Here is an 18177-nt window from a genome sequence, read left to right as displayed (position 1 = left end):
GCAGTAAAGCGCTGCGGAATCAGCGCTTTCTGCAGTTATCATCCAGGTACTCCGAGGGTTTTGCCGTTACTACCAGGGTTCGCTGCCCCGGACAGACAAAGGTTTCTACATCTCCACTGAAATTGCTGTCTATTGCTGCTGCAATTTTGTCCAGAGAGCCAACAAGCGTGTCGTCCATCTGGAAATGGTGTTTGATGACAAAGTCTTGTTCGAGGTCCCAGATAACCTGCATACCTTCTTTCTCTGCATATGCTGAGATAGCCTCGCGTAATGTTCTGCCCGCTTTGAATGAGCGGTGCTTATGCTCACCGACCCAGCTTTTTTTCACCGGACGTAATTCACTGGACATTGTCTGTAGCCGGGTTTCTAAAGCTCCGTCATCACGATTGATATCGATCACGAAGTCCTCCTCGGTCAGCTCTTCAGACTGGTCAGGCCCCATTCTGAACTGACTATAGAAGTCGCTTAAACCCTTGGATACGCTACGCTTCTCTTCACCATCACCGGCAGATTGTTGCCAGTAAATGACTGCTGCGGCGATCAGGATAAGAACCAGCGCAATAACAATTTGGCTTATCCAGAACCGTTTACCTGAATAATTTTTTTTCGTCATTTTCAGCCATCTTCCTGTGCTCATGTCCGTCGCATTTTAGTAAAGCGTAACTACGCTACACAATTAGCTAATCGTATAACGACGGATCATCCTTGTCTGGTCTTGTTTTGAAACGTTTGTGCATCCACAAATAACTTTCCGGTTGTTCAGCAACAATTTCTGCCACCTTTTCATTCAGCATGGTCAGTGCGTGCTCATCATCCAGCGACGCCAGTTCAGGCATAGGCGGATATATCTTTACTTTATAACCATTTGCAGTGTACTGCGAGGTGAAAATCATAGGGACACAGTCAGCACGCCGGGCAAACATCAGCGTGGCAGTAGACGTAGCGGTTTTTGCCACACCACCAAAAGGTACGAATATACTCTGAGAGCGCCCGTAATCCTGATCGGGCAGATACAGACACAATTCCTGACTATCCAGCGCGGCTATCAGCGCGCGGGCGTTTCGCTTGTGAATCATGTATTTGTTTGAACGGGCGCGCCCGTGATACTGCAGATAATCAATAAGTGGGTTGTTGTGCTTACGGTAAAACGCAATTGCCGGATGGGTGTAACCCAGGCCCCGGCAGGCGAACTCGAGGTTCATGTTATGCAGCGCCAGACCAAACACGCCTTTGTTCTGAGCCAGCGCGGCTTCGACATATTCGTATCCTTCGATAGTAAAGTGACGTTTGATACGCCACCCTGGCCACCACCACCCCATCGCCGTTTCAAACAAGGCCATCCCTGCTCTGCTCAGGTTCTCATTCGTGAGTCGCTCTACTTCGTCCGCGCTGAGATGCGGCCAGGTAAGACTAATATTACGGCGGGCTATGTTCACTCGCTTGGGAACGATTCGGCCAATCAGTTTGCCGGTACCGCTGCCGATAGCGCGGATCCAGGAAAACGGCAACCAGGTGAGCACATACAGAATAAGTACGCCTAACCAGACGAGCCAGTATCTCGGCCCTAAAAATGCCAGTTTAAAAGAAGGAGGTGTAATTGCTGACAAAAACGAACTACCTAAAAAATTTTTCGGTTATTGTACCTATACTTGGCGCGGATACCAATGTTGTGCGTAAATGGCAGTCAGTCTCTGTACATACAAAAAAGCCCGCCAAAGGGCGGGCTTAACAAATTCACTGGTTAAACGTGAGAAGTTAATACTCTTCGTCTATCTCTTTGAGTTTCTTAGTAAACTGCTTAACGTGCTCATCATCTTCATAATCATAGTGATACTGGTTATGGAAGCCATATTGCAGTTTCACCTTTGGATCCTCTACAAATAACGTGTAGCCGTCCATATCTGTAAACGCTGTGATGCCGTTAAGCTGATAGCGGTCATCCTGTTTGGTGCCGAACTGACGAATTTTATCAAACACCCGAAGTATGAAAGTATTGTCCAACTCATTCTTCATGAATATCAGTACCCCTTAGCTGGTTTACCTATTCATACCGCCCGACCAGGGGGAAAGTTTACTTCAACACGCAGATTTAGCGACTAGTTAAAGTTGTATCTGTACGCTACGTTGAACAAATTCGCTGTCAGGTCGTCCTCACCGTAAATATATTCATATTCAAGGCGAATCATGCTGTTAAGACCGACGTGAAAATCGAAACCCAGTCCTGCCATGCCAGCAAATACACCTTCATCGAAAGTACACTGACCGGCCTGCTTGGCAGCGCCATTACAGGTTGTTTCTGTTGTTCGGAAGCCACTGACATCAGCACGCATTACCCCGAGTTTATAAAACAGTTCACCCTTGCGCCCGCCAGCTTTCCCCAGAACCGCCAGATATAGTGCGTCCGCTTTCATATCGGCCTGGTCGGTTTCTTCATCGAATAAGCGCTTGTAGCCAGCTTCAAAATACCACTTTGGCGCAAACTCATGCCCCAGCGCCAAATTCAGGTTTTCACTGCTCGCTTCAGCATTCTCAAAATCGGCATCGGTGTAACCCGCTCCGATGACACCGTATAGTTTTTCCGTAGCCTGTGCGCTGACACTTAACAATGCCAAAAGCGCAGCCATCCATTTTATTCTCATGACGCTGTTACCGCTGATTTTTAAGAGTTAGAAGAAATATTCAAGTGTGACCTGAAGGTGGTCATCACGGCGCATATAATAGAAAGTGTCGGTCTCATCGTCAGAAGAGAAAAGATACGCATCCACTTTCCAGCGCCAGTTATCGGTAATCCGGCTGGATGCTTCAACGAACGCATTGTAGGTAGCAGACTCATCCAAGTCCTGAACAAACCCGGCAAGCACTTCGGTACCGTCAATATCATTGAACGACCAGCGAACCCCTGCCATGAGGTCATTCTGACCGGTAGCGAAAAAGTTATTTTCACGCTCATCGTATTGGTATTCCATCAGAAAACCAAGATCGTGCGTAGTGCCCAGCACGCCCACAGCGGTGCGCTCAAAACCGGCTACCGCAGCCAGAAAATCTTCACTCTGGCCTTCCCGGTAAATACCCTCGAACTTCAGCAGCCAGGAGCCCTGAACCTTTAGCATATCAAGGCCGAACTGTTGAATTTGTGCATAATAGGGAAAAATATACGGGTCGGTAATTTCTTCCTGCGCAACGCTTAATTCAGGTTCACGGGTGGTTCCGTTAAAATAAGATAAGCCAACTTCGTAATCACCAAAACTGTTTTGGTAACGCAAAGCAAAATCAATATGGTTCTGCTCGGCATCAGACTCATACTGCGCGCGATCTGACACTATCGGCAGTGGTGGTCTAAGCCGGCCGTCTACACCGGGAAAGGTACGCTCACGAAAGTATGGCAGGATATAAGCTGATGCCGTGCCCCAGTCACCATAGGTTGTAAAATTAACCATCGGCTGACCAAGCTTATCTTCACCGTCAACCTGCTCAACCATGTCTGTCTGGTTAATGATATCTACCAGATGCAACGACTCGGTTTGCCCCCAGAATACCTTACCAATCCCTACCCGGGTTTCCCACTCATCGGCAACATGCAGCCACTGAAGCTCTCTTACATCCCAATGGGTTCTTTCATCATCCTGATTATCAAGCCGCGCAAAGGGTTTGAAAAGCAGGCTGTCCTGTCCATCATTCCACTCGGTATAAGCTTCTGGCTCAATAGCAATAGAAGCCTGGGTCCGGGGTTGACCAGGATAAGCGGCGTCCTGCAGAAAGTAGCGCCCTTCAAATGACGTGCTACCACCAAGCTCAACCTCTGCCTGTGATGAAAAAGAGGCAGCGACCAGCGCTGCCATTACGGTAAGTTTTGGTTTAATCATACGATTAACGTGCTCTGCGCAAACTGTTTTTGTCAAAGTCGGATTCATCAAGATCCTGTTTGAACTTCAGGTTTTCTGTAACCAGTTCAGTCGATTTTCCGGTCTGATGATTATACATGTAGCTTCGCTGTGGACGCCAGAAGGTGGTGCCATCGACTTCGTAACTTTCATATTCTTCAAACTCCAGGGTTTTAAGCTCATCCCCTTTCTTATCAAAAAAGTCGACCTTGCGCACACGATAGTGTTTCTGATCAATCCATACTATTTGTTTTGAATAGCCTGAAAATTCATCCTGAGGGATTTGCTCGATAACAAAAACCTTATCGCCCTGATAAGTATCTTCGCGCAAAAAGTCGTACTTAAACTTTTCGACTTCAAACGACGTCATATCTTCAAAGGCAAACTCACTGCTCATGAAAGGTCCGGATTTATTTCTGGAAGCAATGCGTTTAACACGTTTTATCGCTGGCAGATAAATCCACTGCTCATCAGGCTCCATAGCATGAGAGAAACTTAAAAAAGCCGTGCCACTTACATCGCGAGGCGAGTCAAATACCGTCAGGGCTTTGTCACCGTCCTCTTCCATTTCAAGGGTATCGACCCGCATTTCCCGGGTCGCTTCCTGACCACTGGCATTGCGCAGAATCATGGTAATTTCGGCCACACTGTTCTGCCAGCCGCGATCCCGGTCTTTACGTTCTTTGGCAATTTTCAAACCCTGCTTTTCTGACTTTTCATCAGCAAAAGCCGGCATCGCCAGCGCCACGGCTACCAATAAAAACCAGGAATTAATTCGTTTCAGATATTGCATCTTGCTCACCTCTGGACTGCTTTTTTTCGCGATCTAACCACATCAGAAATGCCGGAAGGAACAACAGATCCACCAGCAATGCGGCGACAATTATAATTACCGTAAGCGTACCCATATCAGAGTTAAGTCTGAAACTGGATAGCATCAATATTCCAAATCCTGCGGCCAGTACCAGTGTGGTAGTCACCAACGCCTGGCCAACCGTTGCAAATGTGTATCCAATCGCATCGCGAACACTCTGGCCTTTGTCCCGTGCAATCTGATATTTAGATAAAAAGTGAACCGTATCATCCACAATTATCCCCATGGTCATGCTCAGCACTACTGATAATGCCATGTTGATTTGACCGGAAACCATGCCCCACACGCCGAACCCAATACCGGCCGGGATCAGATTTGTCATTAAACTAACCAGCCCCAGCCGCCATGAGCGTAACGCAATAAAGATAAGGCCGGAGATAAGCACCAGTGCCAGCAAGGTTCCCCACACCATACTTTTCATATTGCGTGCACCGATATGTGCAAACATAAGCGGCGGGCTAGCCGCTTCAACTCGCAAATTTGGTGCCAAATCACCAAAATAGCTTTTAGCGCGACGCTCAAACTCGGTAAATTCGTTACTACCAAGATTATCTAATACGGCGATAACCCTTACAGCAGATTTGTTTATATCGATTTGATTATTTAAATCAAGGCCATAAGGCAACGACATTTCGTAAAGCAATAAGTATTGCGATGCTTCTTCCTGCGTTTGTGGTAATCGATAGGCGGCAGGGTCATCGTTGTTCATATTCATGTTCAGGCGCTTCATGGTATCACTGAAGCTGGTCACATGATTGACCTCAGGCTGTTCACCCAGCCATGTTGAAAACGCGTCTACTTTTTGCAACACATTTGGATCAGTCACGCCGTACTCTTCATCGGTGTAGATGACAAAGTCGATGTTCGACATTCCGCCCATTGTCTCTTCCTGTACATTCACTGCCTGTCTGAACGTACTCGAATCATCAAAATATTTTACAGCTATATCATTAAGTACATTGTTTGTAGAAAAGACCAGCGCCACTACTACAACAAATACCGATATTGGTAACACGCGACGATGATGCTGACATATCCACTCACTCGCCTGTACATACCGGGAATGACTTTGTGACTGTGTTGACGCTACCCGTAGCGGGACCAGATTCAGTATTGCGGGCAGTACGGTTAACGAGAACAGACAAGCGAACATAACGCCTACTGCGGTCATGTTGCCCAAGTCAGAAAGAATAGGGACAGCCGAGAAGTTGAGCATTAAAAAGCCGATGGCCGTTGTCGCACTAGTGATGAAGACCGGTTTGGTATTCACTTTCAGGCTTTCTGCCAGCGCTTCATGTTTAGCCATGCCCTGCCGGGCGAATTGTCTGAAGCTGACGATAACGTGAATACAGTCCGCAACGGCCAGAGTCATAACCATGGTGGGTACATTGACCGTGGCGGTGCTTAAAAATATTCCGGCCCAGCCCGCAAGGCCCATTGTTACCACAATACAGGAGCCGACAATTAGCAAGGTCGCCAGGGCAGAAACGATGGATCGGGTAAGTAGCGCTATCATGACCGTGATGACAACAAACATCAGCGGTATTAATGTCTGCGCGTCATTTTGTGCGGCCACCGCAAACGCATCATTCATGATAACCATACCCGTAAGGTAGATATCATGCTGAGGAAATGCCTGCTCATATTTGTTTTGCAGCTCGCGGGCGTAATCTGCAATTTCGATAACTTCTTTGGTCTGGTCTCCATCAGGAAGCTGGATAGTGGCATTAACCACTGCGACATCGCCGCCATCTGACACCAGCCTGCCATCAATTTCGGGGACCTCCTGAACCACATTTTTTACCCAGCTGACGTGGTCGCTGTCGTACTGCCCCTGTCGAATCAGATCAGTAACCACCAGGTCGTCCTGTTCTGCGTAAGTGTGCTGGTAATTGGATATTGATTCTACCCGCGTAGAGAGCGGCAGCTGCCAGGCGTCTTCCGTAAGCTGATAAATCAGCTCAAAGGTTTCAGACCGATAAACTGTGTCTTCTTTCGGCACGATGAGAAACGAGACATTTTCACTTTTATTGAAAATGTTCTGCATATCCTCAAACGCTTTGCGCTGCGGATTATCAGGCTCGAAGAAAACCTTGTAATCGCCTCGAAAATAAAGATTCTGCGCGCCCCATCCGGTGGCAGCACAAAGGAAGATAAAAAGTAATATCGCGAGTTTTGGAGAGTGAAGGCACCACTTCATCCATCCGGGCAGTTTTTGCATGAACAGGCGAATCCTTAAAGATAAATAACAGGCCACAGTGTAGCGAGAATTATCCTCAAGTATAAGCCACCAAGCGGTTTTTATTCCTATTCATAGGTATGCAGATAGATGATGGACTGACAGTGCCGCGCCCGTCACTGCAGGTATCAACGTTAAATTTTCGTCAGACAATTAACATTTTTCTTACCCTCATTTGATCTTTCCAGATTTTGATGTACACTTCACTTAAACAACTGGTCAGATGAGCGGATGAGTTATTATGAGTATTAGAAAAAGTCTGAAAAAAGTCCTTCCTCCAATTTCTGTTACCGAGCAGGAAGCACTGGATGCCGGTGACATTTGGATTGAGTCGTCAATTTACCAGGGGAAGCCTGATATGGACGCACTGCGTGCTGTTCCTAAAGCTCAATTAAGCGCTGACGAGCAAGCCTTTATGGATGGCCCAGTGCAAGAACTACTGGGCATGATTGATGATTTCGAGCTGGCTAACAGCACGCATATTCCTAAAGAAATTCTGGATTTTCTGGGTAAGAACCGTTTCTTTTCAATGATCATTCCAAAGAAATTTGGTGGTCTTGAGTTCAGCCCTTATGCCAACTCAACAATTGTTGCCACCATTGCAGCGCGCAGTGGTGCGATCGCGGTTACCGTGATGGTGCCTAACTCATTAGGCCCGGGCGAATTGTTGATGCACTATGGCACAACAGAGCAACAGGACTACTGGTTACCCCGTCTGGCAGTCGGTCAGGATATTCCGTGTTTTGCATTGACCAGCCCTGAAGCGGGATCAGATGCCGGCGGTATTCCAGATGCGGCAATCGTGACAAAAGGTCAATGGAACGGCGAAGAAGTTGTCGGTTTATCAGTAACCTGGGATAAGCGCTATATCACACTTGCGCCAATTGCTACGGTGCTGGGTCTGGCATTCAAAGTATATGATCCAAACGGTTTACTGGGTGGCAAAGAAGAGCTGGGTATTACCTGTGCGCTGCTGCCAAAAACACACCCTGGTGTAGAGCTGGGTAATCGTCATGATCCGATGGGCCAGCGTTTTTACAACGGTACAACCCGTGGTAAAGATGTGTTCATTCCTATGGAATTCATCATCGGTGGACAAAAGAATATCGGTCGCGGCTGGCAAATGCTGGTGAGCTGCCTGGGCGCGGGACGTGGCATTTCACTTCCGGCTATGGGCGTAGCAACAGCGCAGGCATCTTTTAAAGGTGCGGCAGAATACAGCTATGTTCGTGAACAGTTTGGATTACCTATTGGTCGCTTTGAAGGTATTCAGGGCAAGATGGCAGACATCGCCGGTAAAACATTCCTGCTGGAGTCAATGCGTGTACTGACCACTGAAGGTCTGGGCATGGGGCTTAAGCCATCTGTTGTTACTGCAATCGCCAAATACCACATGACTGAGCTGGGCCGTGATGTGCTTAACTCAGCGATGGATATTCAGGCCGGTAAAGCGATTCAGCGTGGCCCTCAGAATACATTGGCCGGCGCTTACAGCGCAGTACCCATTGCTATTACAGTGGAAGGTGCCAACATCCTTACCCGTAACCTGATGATTTTTGGTCAGGGTGCGATGCGCTGTCACCCATACCTAAAAGAGATGGTTGACCTCATCCACAGTGATGATAGCAGTGCTGATGGTGAGTTTAATAAAGTATTGCGTAAAACAATCAGCTTTAGTGTTAAAAACTCGCTGCGCAGTATTGCTCAAAGCTATGCGCCTTTTGCCCGTAATGCAAAATCAGCGTTACCTGAAGTACGTAAATACGAAAAGCGTATGAACAGCATCTCGGCGAAACTTGCCCCTCTGGCTGATTTGTCGCTGGCGGTACTAGGCGGTGATCTGAAGAAAGCTGAATTGCTTTCTGCTCGCCTGGGTGATGTGATGAGCTACCTGTACGGTGCAATGGCTGCGGTTCGTTTTTACGAGCAACGCATTGAAGACCGTCAGCAAGCCCGTCCGTTCTTTGACTATGCGATGCAGTGGAGCCTGATGCAGGCGGAACAGGCAATTGTTGATTTTATCAACAACTTCCCGAATACGCCTACCCGTGGTCTGATGCGCGTGCTGACGAATACCTACAGCAACAGTGTAAGTGGTATCTCAGACAAACTGGTCAATGAGCTGGCCGCGGCGTCTATGCAGGATAGCAGTGTGAAAGCACAGCTTACGCACTTGGTTCGTGCGCTGCCTGGCGATGGGAATGACATTAACGAGCAGGCGTTCAAAGCGAAGCATGCGGTTGCCCACTTGCTTAGCAAAGTGCAAAAAGCACTGCGCAAAGAACCGGTGGTTCCGTTTGTATCATTTGAAAATGCACTGAATAAGCTACAGGAAAAAGGTGTGATTAATGCCTCTGAAGCTGAACAGCTGCACGATTATAATGAGAAGCGTAAGCTGGCTGTACGGGTTGATGAATTTACCTTTGACCTGGAGCTGCTGTCACCGGAAGAAACTATGCCGGATGTCACACCAGAGCCTGATAGCGGTAAAACTGAAGCCGCTTAATATAAGCCTTCAGTAAATATAAAATAAAAACAGGAGCCAGCGGCTCCTGTTTTTATTTGTGCGTCAACTGGAAACCTGCATCCAGGCTACGCAGATTTTTTACACATCTGGTTTCCCGTTGGTTACAATAACCAGCTGTTTATCAGGGTATGCGAATTCCCCCCTGCCCTGCCTTCTTAAATAATAATAACGATACGACTATGGCACAGCTTTACTTTTACTATTCGGCAATGAACGCTGGGAAATCTACCGCGCTTTTGCAATCAGCTTACAATTACAAAGAGCGCGGCATGCACACAATTATATTTACCGCAGCGCTGGATGATCGGTACGGGGTTGGCAAAGTTGCCTCCCGAATTGGTTTGCAGGCTGACGCATTGTTGTTCACCGATACCGATAACCTGTTCGATAACGTTAAAGCGCAGTCTGCAGAGCAGAAGCTGGACTGTGTATTTATAGATGAAGCGCAGTTTCTCACCCGGGATCAGGTTCGCCAGCTGGTTGAGGTCGTGGATGAGTTAAATATTCCGGTACTGGCGTATGGTCTTCGCACAGACTTTCTGGGTGAAACGTTTCAGGGCAGTCACTATCTTCTTGCCTGGGCCGATAAACTCGCTGAGCTTAAAACAGTATGTCATTGCGGGCGTAAAGCCAGCTTTGTGGTTCGTCTGGACGATAACGGTCACGCCGTGACGTGTGGCGACCAGGTGCAGATAGGCGGAAACGATCGGTACGAGTCGATGTGCCGTAAGCACTTCAAACAACTCGTCTGGGATAAACCGTAATCAATGAGACGTAACATCTTAATAACCGGCGCCAGTTCCGGGCTTGGCCGGGGTATGGCTATTGAATTTGCCCGAAAAGGTCACAATCTTGCGCTATGTGCCCGCCGTAAAGAGCACCTCGATTCATTACGCAATGAATGCCTTTCCATAAACCGAAGCCTGAAGGTACGTGTTCAGACACTGGATGTGAACGATCATGACGCTGTATTCGATGTTTTTCACGGCTTTGCCAAAGAGCTTGGCAAGCTTGACAGAATCATCGTTAATGCTGGGATGGGTAAAGGGGCATCTATCGGCACCGGCCACTTCAAGGCGAATAAAGAAACCGCCACGACAAACTTTGTTTCTGCTTTGGCGCAGTGTGAAGCAGCGATGGAGATTTTTCGTGAGCAGAATCATGGACATTTGGTCACGGTGTCATCGGTAAGTGGTATTCGCGGTTTCAGACGAGCCCTGACTGTCTATGCTGCGACCAAAGCAGCACTTTCATCCTTGTCTGAAGGGATACGGGTTGATGTTATGAACACGCCAATTAAGGTAACAACAGTGCATCCCGGCTTTATCCGTTCTGCAATTAATGAGAAAGTGAAGAATGTTCCGTTTATCGTGGATACCGAAACCGGCTGTAAAGCGCTGGTTAAAGCAATCAACAAAGAGCCAGCCAATGCGTATGTTCCCGTATGGCCATGGGCATTTGTGCGTTATTTTCTTCGTGTCGCCCCTTTATCTGTTTTATCCCGCATGAGCTAGATTCTAAAATTACTATTAGGTTAATAGGTTTTAATCTTTTTACTCAAACCAATTTTGCGTGCATCCTTTATTCATCGTTTAGATCAAACATTGGATACACGCTATGCAACTATTAAAAAAACTTTTCAGCTCACCTCAAGCCGCCGTTGTCGCTCAGCCCTTACAGGTAGTGTGCAATTATCAGGATAACTACTACGGCGATCAGGTATGCAGATGCGAAACGCTGAGCTAACAACCACTATCGGTTTGGTCTGTTCTATGCGGCAGGCTAAACCGTTTCGCCGCCAATAATGTCGTAAGGCATGACTGTGTTATCGATTGCGCTCTCCAACAACTTGGTCGCAGCGAGTTCGCCTTTTGCGATGCTCGACTGACATACAGTAGCGAGATTTGGACGCGTGCGCGCTGCTTCGTCAATCCCGTCAAAGCCAGTAATTTTAAGCGAACCGGGAACATCAATACCCTTAGCCAGCGCACACTGTAACAGCTCCAGGGCGATGATATCGCTCATGCACAGAATAGTTGTGGGCCGGGGTTCACAGTTGAGCACCTCATTAGCAGCCTGCCTCGCGTAAGCCCCCTGGCTTTCAGGAATATGCCATATCCAGTCATTTGAAATATGGTTTCCTGTTTTTTCTATCGCTTTTAGGTACCCCTGCAATCGGCGCTGAGCGATGGATGACTCTGCGCCGAATAAGGGGCTGTCATAAATGCGGCATGTGGTTGGGGAATTAATCAACTTCAGGCCGAGTATCGCCACCCGCTCATCATCACCTAGCGCGGTTGTGGCAATATCGTAAGCTGCCTGCTCATTATCAATATTAACCGATGGCAACCCTTCGATATTAAAGTCTACGGTGACCACAGGTTTTACGGCACTTTTAAGCTCTTGCGCCAGGGCTGCGTTTTGCGGTGCACCATAACAAATAAAGCCATCTACAAAGTCACTGACATCCCGGATGCTGCCTTCGTTTCCGCTAAATAGCAGTAAGTGCTTATTATTTTTCTGCAGGACTCGCGAAACGCCTTTGATAAACGTGCTGGCAACCGGGTCACTGACCATATACTCAATATTATCAGCCAGAATCAGTGCAACGATGCCAGACTGTCCCTTGCGTAAGATCTGAGCCGCTTTATTAGGGCCGTGGTAACCAATTTTCTTGCATTTAGTGAGGATCTCTTCACGCTTCTTAGCAGAAAGCTGGTCAGGGCGATTGAATGCGTTTGAAATCGTCGCAGTGGAGACGCCGATAATATCGGCGACGCCTTTTAAGGTCAGTTTGTTTTTATTCATACTTCTTCAAAATGAAAATCAACACATGAGCGCGGCGGCCCGGCGCTGTCCGCTAATTACAGCTTGGGCTTTAGCTTTGATATCGACTGGCGGCATTAACCATCAACCGTTCACGACTATATAAATGTTGTAACTTAATCGATTAAATTTCGCCAGTTTTTTGTCTTTTAATCACTTTCTTTCGCGTTTTAGAAAAGCGTTATCGCGTACCGAAGATACGGTCGCCGGCATCACCCAGTCCGGGTAAGATATAGCCCTGTTCATTGAGTTTATCGTCTACAGACGCTGTAAAAATGTCCACATCAGGGTGCGCACTTTGCACCGCTTCAATGCCTTCAGGTGCGGCCACCAAAAACAGGCCCATAATATGGTTGCAGCCGCGCTGTTTGAGCAAATCGATAGTGGCGATAAGCGTGCCACCGGTTGCCAGCATCGGGTCGACAATTAATGCAGTACGCTGGTCGATATCCTTAACCACCTTGTCAAAATAAGCCACCGGTTCCAGCGTTTCTTCATTCCGGTACAACCCCACCACACTGATCTTTGCGTTGGGAATCAATTCCATCACCCCATCCAGCATCCCCAAACCGGCTCGAAGGATCGGCACAACCGTAATTTTTTTGCCTTTAATTTTCTCAACGCTGATTTCATCGCCTGACCAGCTTTCAATTGTTGCCGGTTCCGTCTTGAGATCGCGAGTCGCTTCATAGGTCAGTAAGTTACCGACTTCACTGGCAAGCTGGCGAAAATCCTTACTGCTCAGATTAGCTTCACGCATTACGCCCAGCTTGTGCTGAACTAACGGATGTTTGATTTCGTGCACGGCCATGATTATCTCCGGTATGCTTTAGGGCACTCGTCATAATAAGTGACGATCCCATCGTTTGATTAGAATAGAGGTATTATCCTGAATTGAGCGCGGCTTTTCGACCTTTGTTATCAGTAATTAACAAGAATAGTCTGCAATACGGCATCTATGCACATCATTAGCGCCTTCTACTGTGCTTCGTCAGTATCCGATGCAGGCTTTTCTATGATGTAGATAAGATCGTTGTAGTGCCAGGCGAGTTTGCCAAAGGAGAATAAGTTCACCAGTCTGACAAACACTTTGATTACGCGATCACGGGCTGAACGTTTGCGAAGGTAATTATTTTTCCCAAAGACCCCCTTCACTGACAGGCCTTGCTGCTCGCAATACGTTAGCATCCGGTTTCTGCCGAGGGCTGTATCATAGACAGTGGGATAAGGCAGGTAGCCCGGCTTGCCCGCATTTTTGTTACCTTTGATAAAGCGATAATAGTAAACATGCAGCCAGTGAGGGGTGCTTCTGGCGATAAAGCCATAGACTGAGTCACGGTCTGGCACTTTAATAATCATCAAGCCGCCGGGTTTGAGCCACCGGTTGAAGTTTGCCAGTACGAGTGGCACATTGCTGACATGTTCAAGTACATAAGCCGTATAAATGACGTCATATTGTGCCTTGGGCAGCGATATTGTACGCAAATCACCGACAATAACTTCATCAAGATCCTGAAACCGGGCCTGCCGTAAACGCAATGCATCTTCGTCTAAATCTATACCGGACAGAGAGTATTGCAAACCTTTTAGCGAAAGCTGCCACTTATTCCCACAGCCAGCCTCAAGGATGCGTAGCTCAGCATCAGGCCAGGCTTTTTCCCGGATGCAACCTTCCAGTATGGTCTTTTCATGGGACGAATCAGTCACGACTTGCAGCGTCACTTTAGCTCTCCGATTTACCGCTAAAGTGCGGGTTTTGCTTTGATATGAATGACTTTTACGAACGCCGTTGCTTCAGGGATTAACTCGCTGGTTCAGGAGGTGGTGGGGTAAACGGTTTAATCTGTTACTCAGTGCTCCGCAATAAGCCCGTTTACATCGTTTGGAAGTAAAACCCTCAGACGCGATGGTGCGCCTGAAGGCTCTTTCGCAGTTAGTACTCGACAACAATTTTACCGAAGTGTTCGCCTGATTCCTCATAGCGAAACGCATCCGCCAGTTCTTCTAAGGCGAAACTTTTGTCTATTTCAGGCGTAAAATTCATATTTTCCAATGCACTTACGAATTCTTCCTGATGTTGATGGCTGCCAACAATGATGCCTGTCAAACGTATTTGCTTTCTCATCAACAAGGCGGTCGGTACTTCACCGCCAATACCGGTTAACACGCCTATCAGTACAATGCTGCCACCTACACGCGTAGCCTTTATTGATTGGCCGAGAGTAGCAGGCCCGCCCACCTCGACAACATGATCCACACCGCGGCCACCGGTCCATTCACTGACCGTTTTGCCCCAGTTCTCATCCTTTTTATAATTTACCGTAAAGTCAGCACCTAAGGCTTTAGCCTTTTCCAGCTTATCATCGCTGGAAGAAGTGATAGCAACACGCGCGCCCATCGCCTTAGCAATCTGCAGCCCGTAGATTGAGACGCCGCCGGTTCCCAGTAATAGCACTGTATCACCGGGTTTGAGGTTGCCTTCCACGACCAGTGCCCGCCAGGCTGTCATGCCTGCTGTAGTAATTGTTGCTGCCTGACTGTGTGACCAGTTAGCGGGGGCCCGGGTAAACCAGCTTGCCGGTACTGTTACAAATTCGCGGGCATACCCATCAATGCCATCGCCGGGCGTTCTGCTGAAATCTCCTATGGTAGGGCCGCCGGTCTGCCAGTCAGGGAAAAACACTGATACCACATGATCGCCTTCGTTAAAGGTAGTCACATCACTACCTACGGCTTTAACCACACCGGCACCATCTGACATCAGTACTCTGCCCTCTGGTGCTTTCATGGTCCCGCTAGCGACCCCGTAGTCGTGATAGTTAAGACTTGAGGCGTGTAATTCAACCATAATCTCATTCGCTTTTGGCTCAGGTGGCGGGGCTACTTCGTTGACCTTTATGCCATCAAGCCCCTGCTCAGGGTTGCCAGTTTCAACTTGTTTCATATGCACCTCGTGTTCTGTGAAGCCTAAAAAGTGATTCTCTGGTTTCTTACAGCCTCCTTCGGTTTTTTGGTTTATCTGCGCTCCTGAAAGTTCGACCAAGCTTAGATAGTGAACGCTAAATAACGCTAATAACTACTTTAAGGTTTGTTAAGATAGGGTTAATTCGGCCAAAAGCAGATGGCTTAGGTAAAAATAACAACATACAGAGGCTTTATGAACTGGAAGGGATATGTACTTGCCGCAACGATAGGTCTGACAGCAGGCACATCGGTGTACGTACAGGCACAGGAAAACGGTGAAGAAAACCACGATCGCCGCATTGATACAGAACTGTCGATAGATACGAAGCACCGGACCACCATTGGCGGCGACCGGGTTGAGTATCGGGCACAGGCAGGCATGCAGCCGGTCTGGAATGACGAAGGCGATGCAATTGCTACTTTGCAGTACACCTATTACTCACGTAACGATATAAAGGATGCTGAAACGCGCCCGCTTCTTATCAGCTTTAATGGCGGACCGGGCTCGGCATCGGTGTGGATGCATATCGCTTACACCGGCCCCAAAATTCTGAACGTAGACGACGAGGGCTACCCGGTACAGCCCTATGGACTGAAATCGAATCCGTACTCAGTGTTAGATGTCGCTGACATCGTTTACGTAAATCCTGTCAACACTGGCTACAGTCGCATTCTTCCTAACGAAGACGGTGAAATGCCGTCAAAAGAAGAGCAGAAAAAAATGTTCTTCGGTGTTAATGCCGATGTTGAATACCTGGCTGAATGGATAAACACTTTTGTGTCACGTCATAACCGCTGGCGCTCACCAAAGTATCTGATTGGCGAAAGCTACGGCACGACCCGGGTATCAGGCTTGGCGCTGGCATTGCAAAATCAGCAGTGGATGTATCTTAACGGTGTGATCCTGGTATCGCCCACTGAGCTGGGTATTGCCCGCGATGGTGTCGTTGAAGCGGCTAATCGCCTGCCCTACTTTGCAGCGGCAGCCTGGCACCATAAGAAGCTGCCTGACGAATACCAGAATATGGAGCTGGAAAGCTTCCTTGAACAGGTAGAAACGTTCACGCTGGGAAAACTAACGCCTGCGCTAAGCCGCGGTGGCTTTATCAGTGATAAAGAAAAGCAGAATGTTATCCGCCAGATGGCGCGTTACTCTGGTATCAGCGAAACAGCCATTGCCAGAAACAACCTGGATGTCAGCACCTGGTTTTTCTGGAAAGAGCTTTTACGGGATGAAGGGAAAACGATCGGCAGACTGGACAGTCGCTACCTGGGTATTGATAAACAGGATTCCGGCGCCCGCCCTGATTACAATGCCGAGCTATCATCATGGCTTCATTCCTTCACACCTGCAATCAACTATTATCTGAAGAACGAGCTGAAGTTTGATACAGACGTAAAATACAACATGTTCGGTCCGGTTCACCCGTGGGATCGCTCAGACAACAGTACCGGTGAAAACCTGCGCGCCGCTATGGCAGCCAACCCGTATTTGAATGTGATGATTCAATCTGGCTATTACGATGGAGCCACCAATTACTTTGATGCTAAATACACTATGTGGCAGCTGGATCCCAGTGGCAAAATGAAAGACCGCCTGAGCTTCAAAGGCTATCGTAGTGGGCACATGATGTATTTGCGTAAAGAAGATCTGAAAACTGCCAATGAACATATTCGTGAGTTCATCAGTGCAACCATTCCTAAAGAAGATCAGCCGGCTCGTTATCAGCGGTAATAAACTACACAGTCAGACACAAAAAAAGCGCTTCAACTGAAGCGCTTTTTTATTACCGCCGGCTAATTATTCCGGCAAGGTAATATTCAGCTCTAACACGCTGCAATCATCACTATCTTCAACCTGCACCGACACCTGGTCGTCTGCAATCTGTACGTATTTACGAATGACCTCAACAATTTCTTTTTGCATCATTGGCAGATAGTCAGGTTCAGTGCGCTTGCGGCGCTCATGCGCAACGATAATCTGCAGACGCTCTTTAGCAACGGCTGCAGAATTCGACTTTCCCTTTTTTAACAGATAGTCAAAAATTCCCATTATTTTCCTCCGAGCAACCGCTTAAAGAAACCTTTCTTCTCAGCTTCCAAAAAGCGATGTTCCACCTTTTCGCCCACTAAACGGCGCACCGCATCTGAATAGGCCTGACCAGCTGTAGACTGCTGATCAAGAATAACAGGTGCACCCTGGTTAGATGCCGCAAGTACAGCTTCAGATTCAGGGATCACGCCAAGTAACGGAACTGCAAGGATTTCTTCAACATCGGCAACACTTAACATTTCTGCGGTTGCTACGCGATGCGGGTTATAACGGGTCAACAGCAAATGCTCTTTAACACTTTTGCCCTGCTCTGCACGCATCGATTTACTTTGTAAAATACCCAGGATACGGTCAGAGTCCCGGACTGATGACACTTCCGGGTTAGTAACAACAATGGCTTCATCGGCAAAATACAGTGCCATCTGTGCGCCCTGCTCGATACCGGCAGGCGAGTCACAAATAATAAACTCAAAGTCTTTACTCAAATCATTCAGTACCGTCTGCACCCCATCCATCGTCAACGCGTCTTTATCACGGGTTTGCGAAGCGGGCAGAATATACAGACCGTCGGTACGCTTATCTTTAATAAGCGCCTGATTCAGTGAGGCTTCTTTGTTAATCACATTGACAAAGTCGTAGACGACGCGTCGCTCACAGCCCATGATCAAATCAAGATTACGCAAACCGACATCAAAATCTACAACGACCGTTTTGTGTCCCTGAAGCGCCAGGCCGGTTGCAATAGCCGCACTGGATGTTGTTTTTCCAACACCTCCTTTTCCGGAGGTTACAACGATAATTTTTGCCATCTAC

The 18177-nt window shown here is 47.8% G+C and carries 17 protein-coding genes; 4 read left to right on the top strand and 13 right to left on the bottom strand.

Going from position 1 to position 18177, the window contains the following annotated elements:
* Positions 1–19: 19 nt before the first annotated feature.
* The 7 genes from FBQ74_RS05040 to FBQ74_RS05010 form a co-directional block, all read right to left on the bottom strand.
* Positions 20–613 carry a TcpQ domain-containing protein gene (locus FBQ74_RS05040; protein ID WP_139755638.1) on the bottom strand — a complete coding sequence of 198 codons (594 nt, stop codon included), beginning with the start codon at positions 611–613 and terminating at the stop codon, positions 20–22.
* A gap of 67 nt (positions 614–680) precedes the next feature.
* Positions 681–1607 (bottom strand): LpxL/LpxP family Kdo(2)-lipid IV(A) lauroyl/palmitoleoyl acyltransferase, encoded by a 927-nt coding sequence (gene lpxL / locus FBQ74_RS05035; RefSeq protein ID WP_139755637.1) that lies wholly within the window; start codon positions 1605–1607, stop codon positions 681–683.
* Between the two features lie 148 nt (positions 1608–1755).
* The gene (locus FBQ74_RS05030) at positions 1756–2013 is read right to left on the bottom strand and encodes a DUF3081 family protein (RefSeq protein ID WP_139755636.1); all 258 of its coding nucleotides are present in this window, start codon (positions 2011–2013) and stop codon (positions 1756–1758) included.
* An 83-nt stretch (positions 2014–2096) separates the two neighbouring features.
* The gene (locus FBQ74_RS05025; RefSeq protein WP_139755635.1) at positions 2097–2639 is read right to left on the bottom strand and encodes an outer membrane beta-barrel protein; all 543 of its coding nucleotides are present in this window, start codon (positions 2637–2639) and stop codon (positions 2097–2099) included.
* 27 nt (positions 2640–2666) lie between these two features.
* Complete coding sequence (locus FBQ74_RS05020) at positions 2667–3863, bottom strand: hypothetical protein (RefSeq protein ID WP_139755634.1); 1197 nt, start codon at positions 3861–3863, stop codon at positions 2667–2669.
* 4 nt (positions 3864–3867) lie between these two features.
* On the bottom strand, positions 3868–4674 hold the full coding sequence (locus tag FBQ74_RS05015) for an outer membrane lipoprotein-sorting protein (protein ID WP_139755633.1): 807 nt from the start codon (positions 4672–4674) through the stop codon (positions 3868–3870).
* The gene (locus tag FBQ74_RS05010; protein WP_139755632.1) at positions 4652–6976 is read right to left on the bottom strand and encodes an efflux RND transporter permease subunit; all 2325 of its coding nucleotides are present in this window, start codon (positions 6974–6976) and stop codon (positions 4652–4654) included. Before FBQ74_RS05010 ends, FBQ74_RS05015 begins: the two co-directional genes overlap by 23 nt.
* A 259-nt stretch (positions 6977–7235) precedes the next feature.
* On the opposite strand from FBQ74_RS05010, the gene FBQ74_RS05005 reads away from it, so the two are divergent.
* The 3 genes from FBQ74_RS05005 (at position 7236) to FBQ74_RS04995 (ending at position 11035) form a co-directional block, all read left to right on the top strand.
* Positions 7236–9500, top strand: coding sequence for an acyl-CoA dehydrogenase (locus FBQ74_RS05005; RefSeq protein WP_139755631.1), 2265 nt, complete (start codon positions 7236–7238; stop codon positions 9498–9500).
* Positions 9501–9700: 200 nt separating this feature from the next.
* Positions 9701–10285 (top strand): thymidine kinase, encoded by a 585-nt coding sequence (locus FBQ74_RS05000; protein ID WP_139755630.1) that lies wholly within the window; start codon positions 9701–9703, stop codon positions 10283–10285.
* 3 nt (positions 10286–10288) lie between these two features.
* Positions 10289–11035 (top strand): SDR family oxidoreductase, encoded by a 747-nt coding sequence (locus FBQ74_RS04995; protein WP_139755629.1) that lies wholly within the window; start codon positions 10289–10291, stop codon positions 11033–11035.
* A gap of 268 nt (positions 11036–11303) precedes the next feature.
* Here the strand turns inward: FBQ74_RS04995 and FBQ74_RS04990 are convergent, their stop codons facing one another.
* The 4 genes from FBQ74_RS04990 to FBQ74_RS04975 all read right to left on the bottom strand — a co-directional run bounded on the left by FBQ74_RS04990 (position 11304) and on the right by FBQ74_RS04975 (position 15291).
* Positions 11304–12329, bottom strand: a complete 1026-nt coding sequence (locus tag FBQ74_RS04990) for a LacI family DNA-binding transcriptional regulator (protein WP_139755628.1) — start codon at positions 12327–12329, stop codon at positions 11304–11306.
* A gap of 199 nt (positions 12330–12528) precedes the next feature.
* Positions 12529–13158, bottom strand: coding sequence for a uracil phosphoribosyltransferase (gene upp / locus FBQ74_RS04985; protein ID WP_139755627.1), 630 nt, complete (start codon positions 13156–13158; stop codon positions 12529–12531).
* Positions 13159–13325: 167 nt separating this feature from the next.
* A complete protein-coding gene (locus FBQ74_RS04980) occupies positions 13326–14069 on the bottom strand; it encodes a class I SAM-dependent methyltransferase (protein ID WP_139755626.1) in 744 nt (247 codons plus the stop codon).
* A 211-nt stretch (positions 14070–14280) separates the two neighbouring features.
* Positions 14281–15291 carry a zinc-dependent alcohol dehydrogenase family protein gene (locus tag FBQ74_RS04975; protein WP_139755625.1) on the bottom strand — a complete coding sequence of 337 codons (1011 nt, stop codon included), beginning with the start codon at positions 15289–15291 and terminating at the stop codon, positions 14281–14283.
* A 213-nt stretch (positions 15292–15504) separates the two neighbouring features.
* On the opposite strand from FBQ74_RS04975, the gene FBQ74_RS04970 reads away from it, so the two are divergent.
* Entirely contained in the window at positions 15505–17046 is a 1542-nt protein-coding gene (locus FBQ74_RS04970) for a S10 family peptidase (protein ID WP_139755624.1), read from the top strand.
* 66 nt (positions 17047–17112) lie between these two features.
* On the opposite strand, the gene minE is transcribed toward FBQ74_RS04970, so the two are convergent.
* Positions 17113–17364, bottom strand: coding sequence for a cell division topological specificity factor MinE (gene minE, locus FBQ74_RS04965; protein WP_139755623.1), 252 nt, complete (start codon positions 17362–17364; stop codon positions 17113–17115).
* Positions 17364–18173 carry a septum site-determining protein MinD gene (gene minD / locus FBQ74_RS04960; protein ID WP_139755622.1) on the bottom strand — a complete coding sequence of 270 codons (810 nt, stop codon included), beginning with the start codon at positions 18171–18173 and terminating at the stop codon, positions 17364–17366. Before minD ends, minE begins: the two co-directional genes overlap by 1 nt.
* Positions 18174–18177 lie beyond the last annotated feature (4 nt).

The sequence above is a fragment of the Salinimonas iocasae genome (assembly GCF_006228385.1).
Lineage (GTDB): Bacteria > Pseudomonadota > Gammaproteobacteria > Enterobacterales > Alteromonadaceae > Alteromonas > Alteromonas iocasae.
This window is presented reverse-complemented; position numbering and strand designations above follow the sequence as displayed.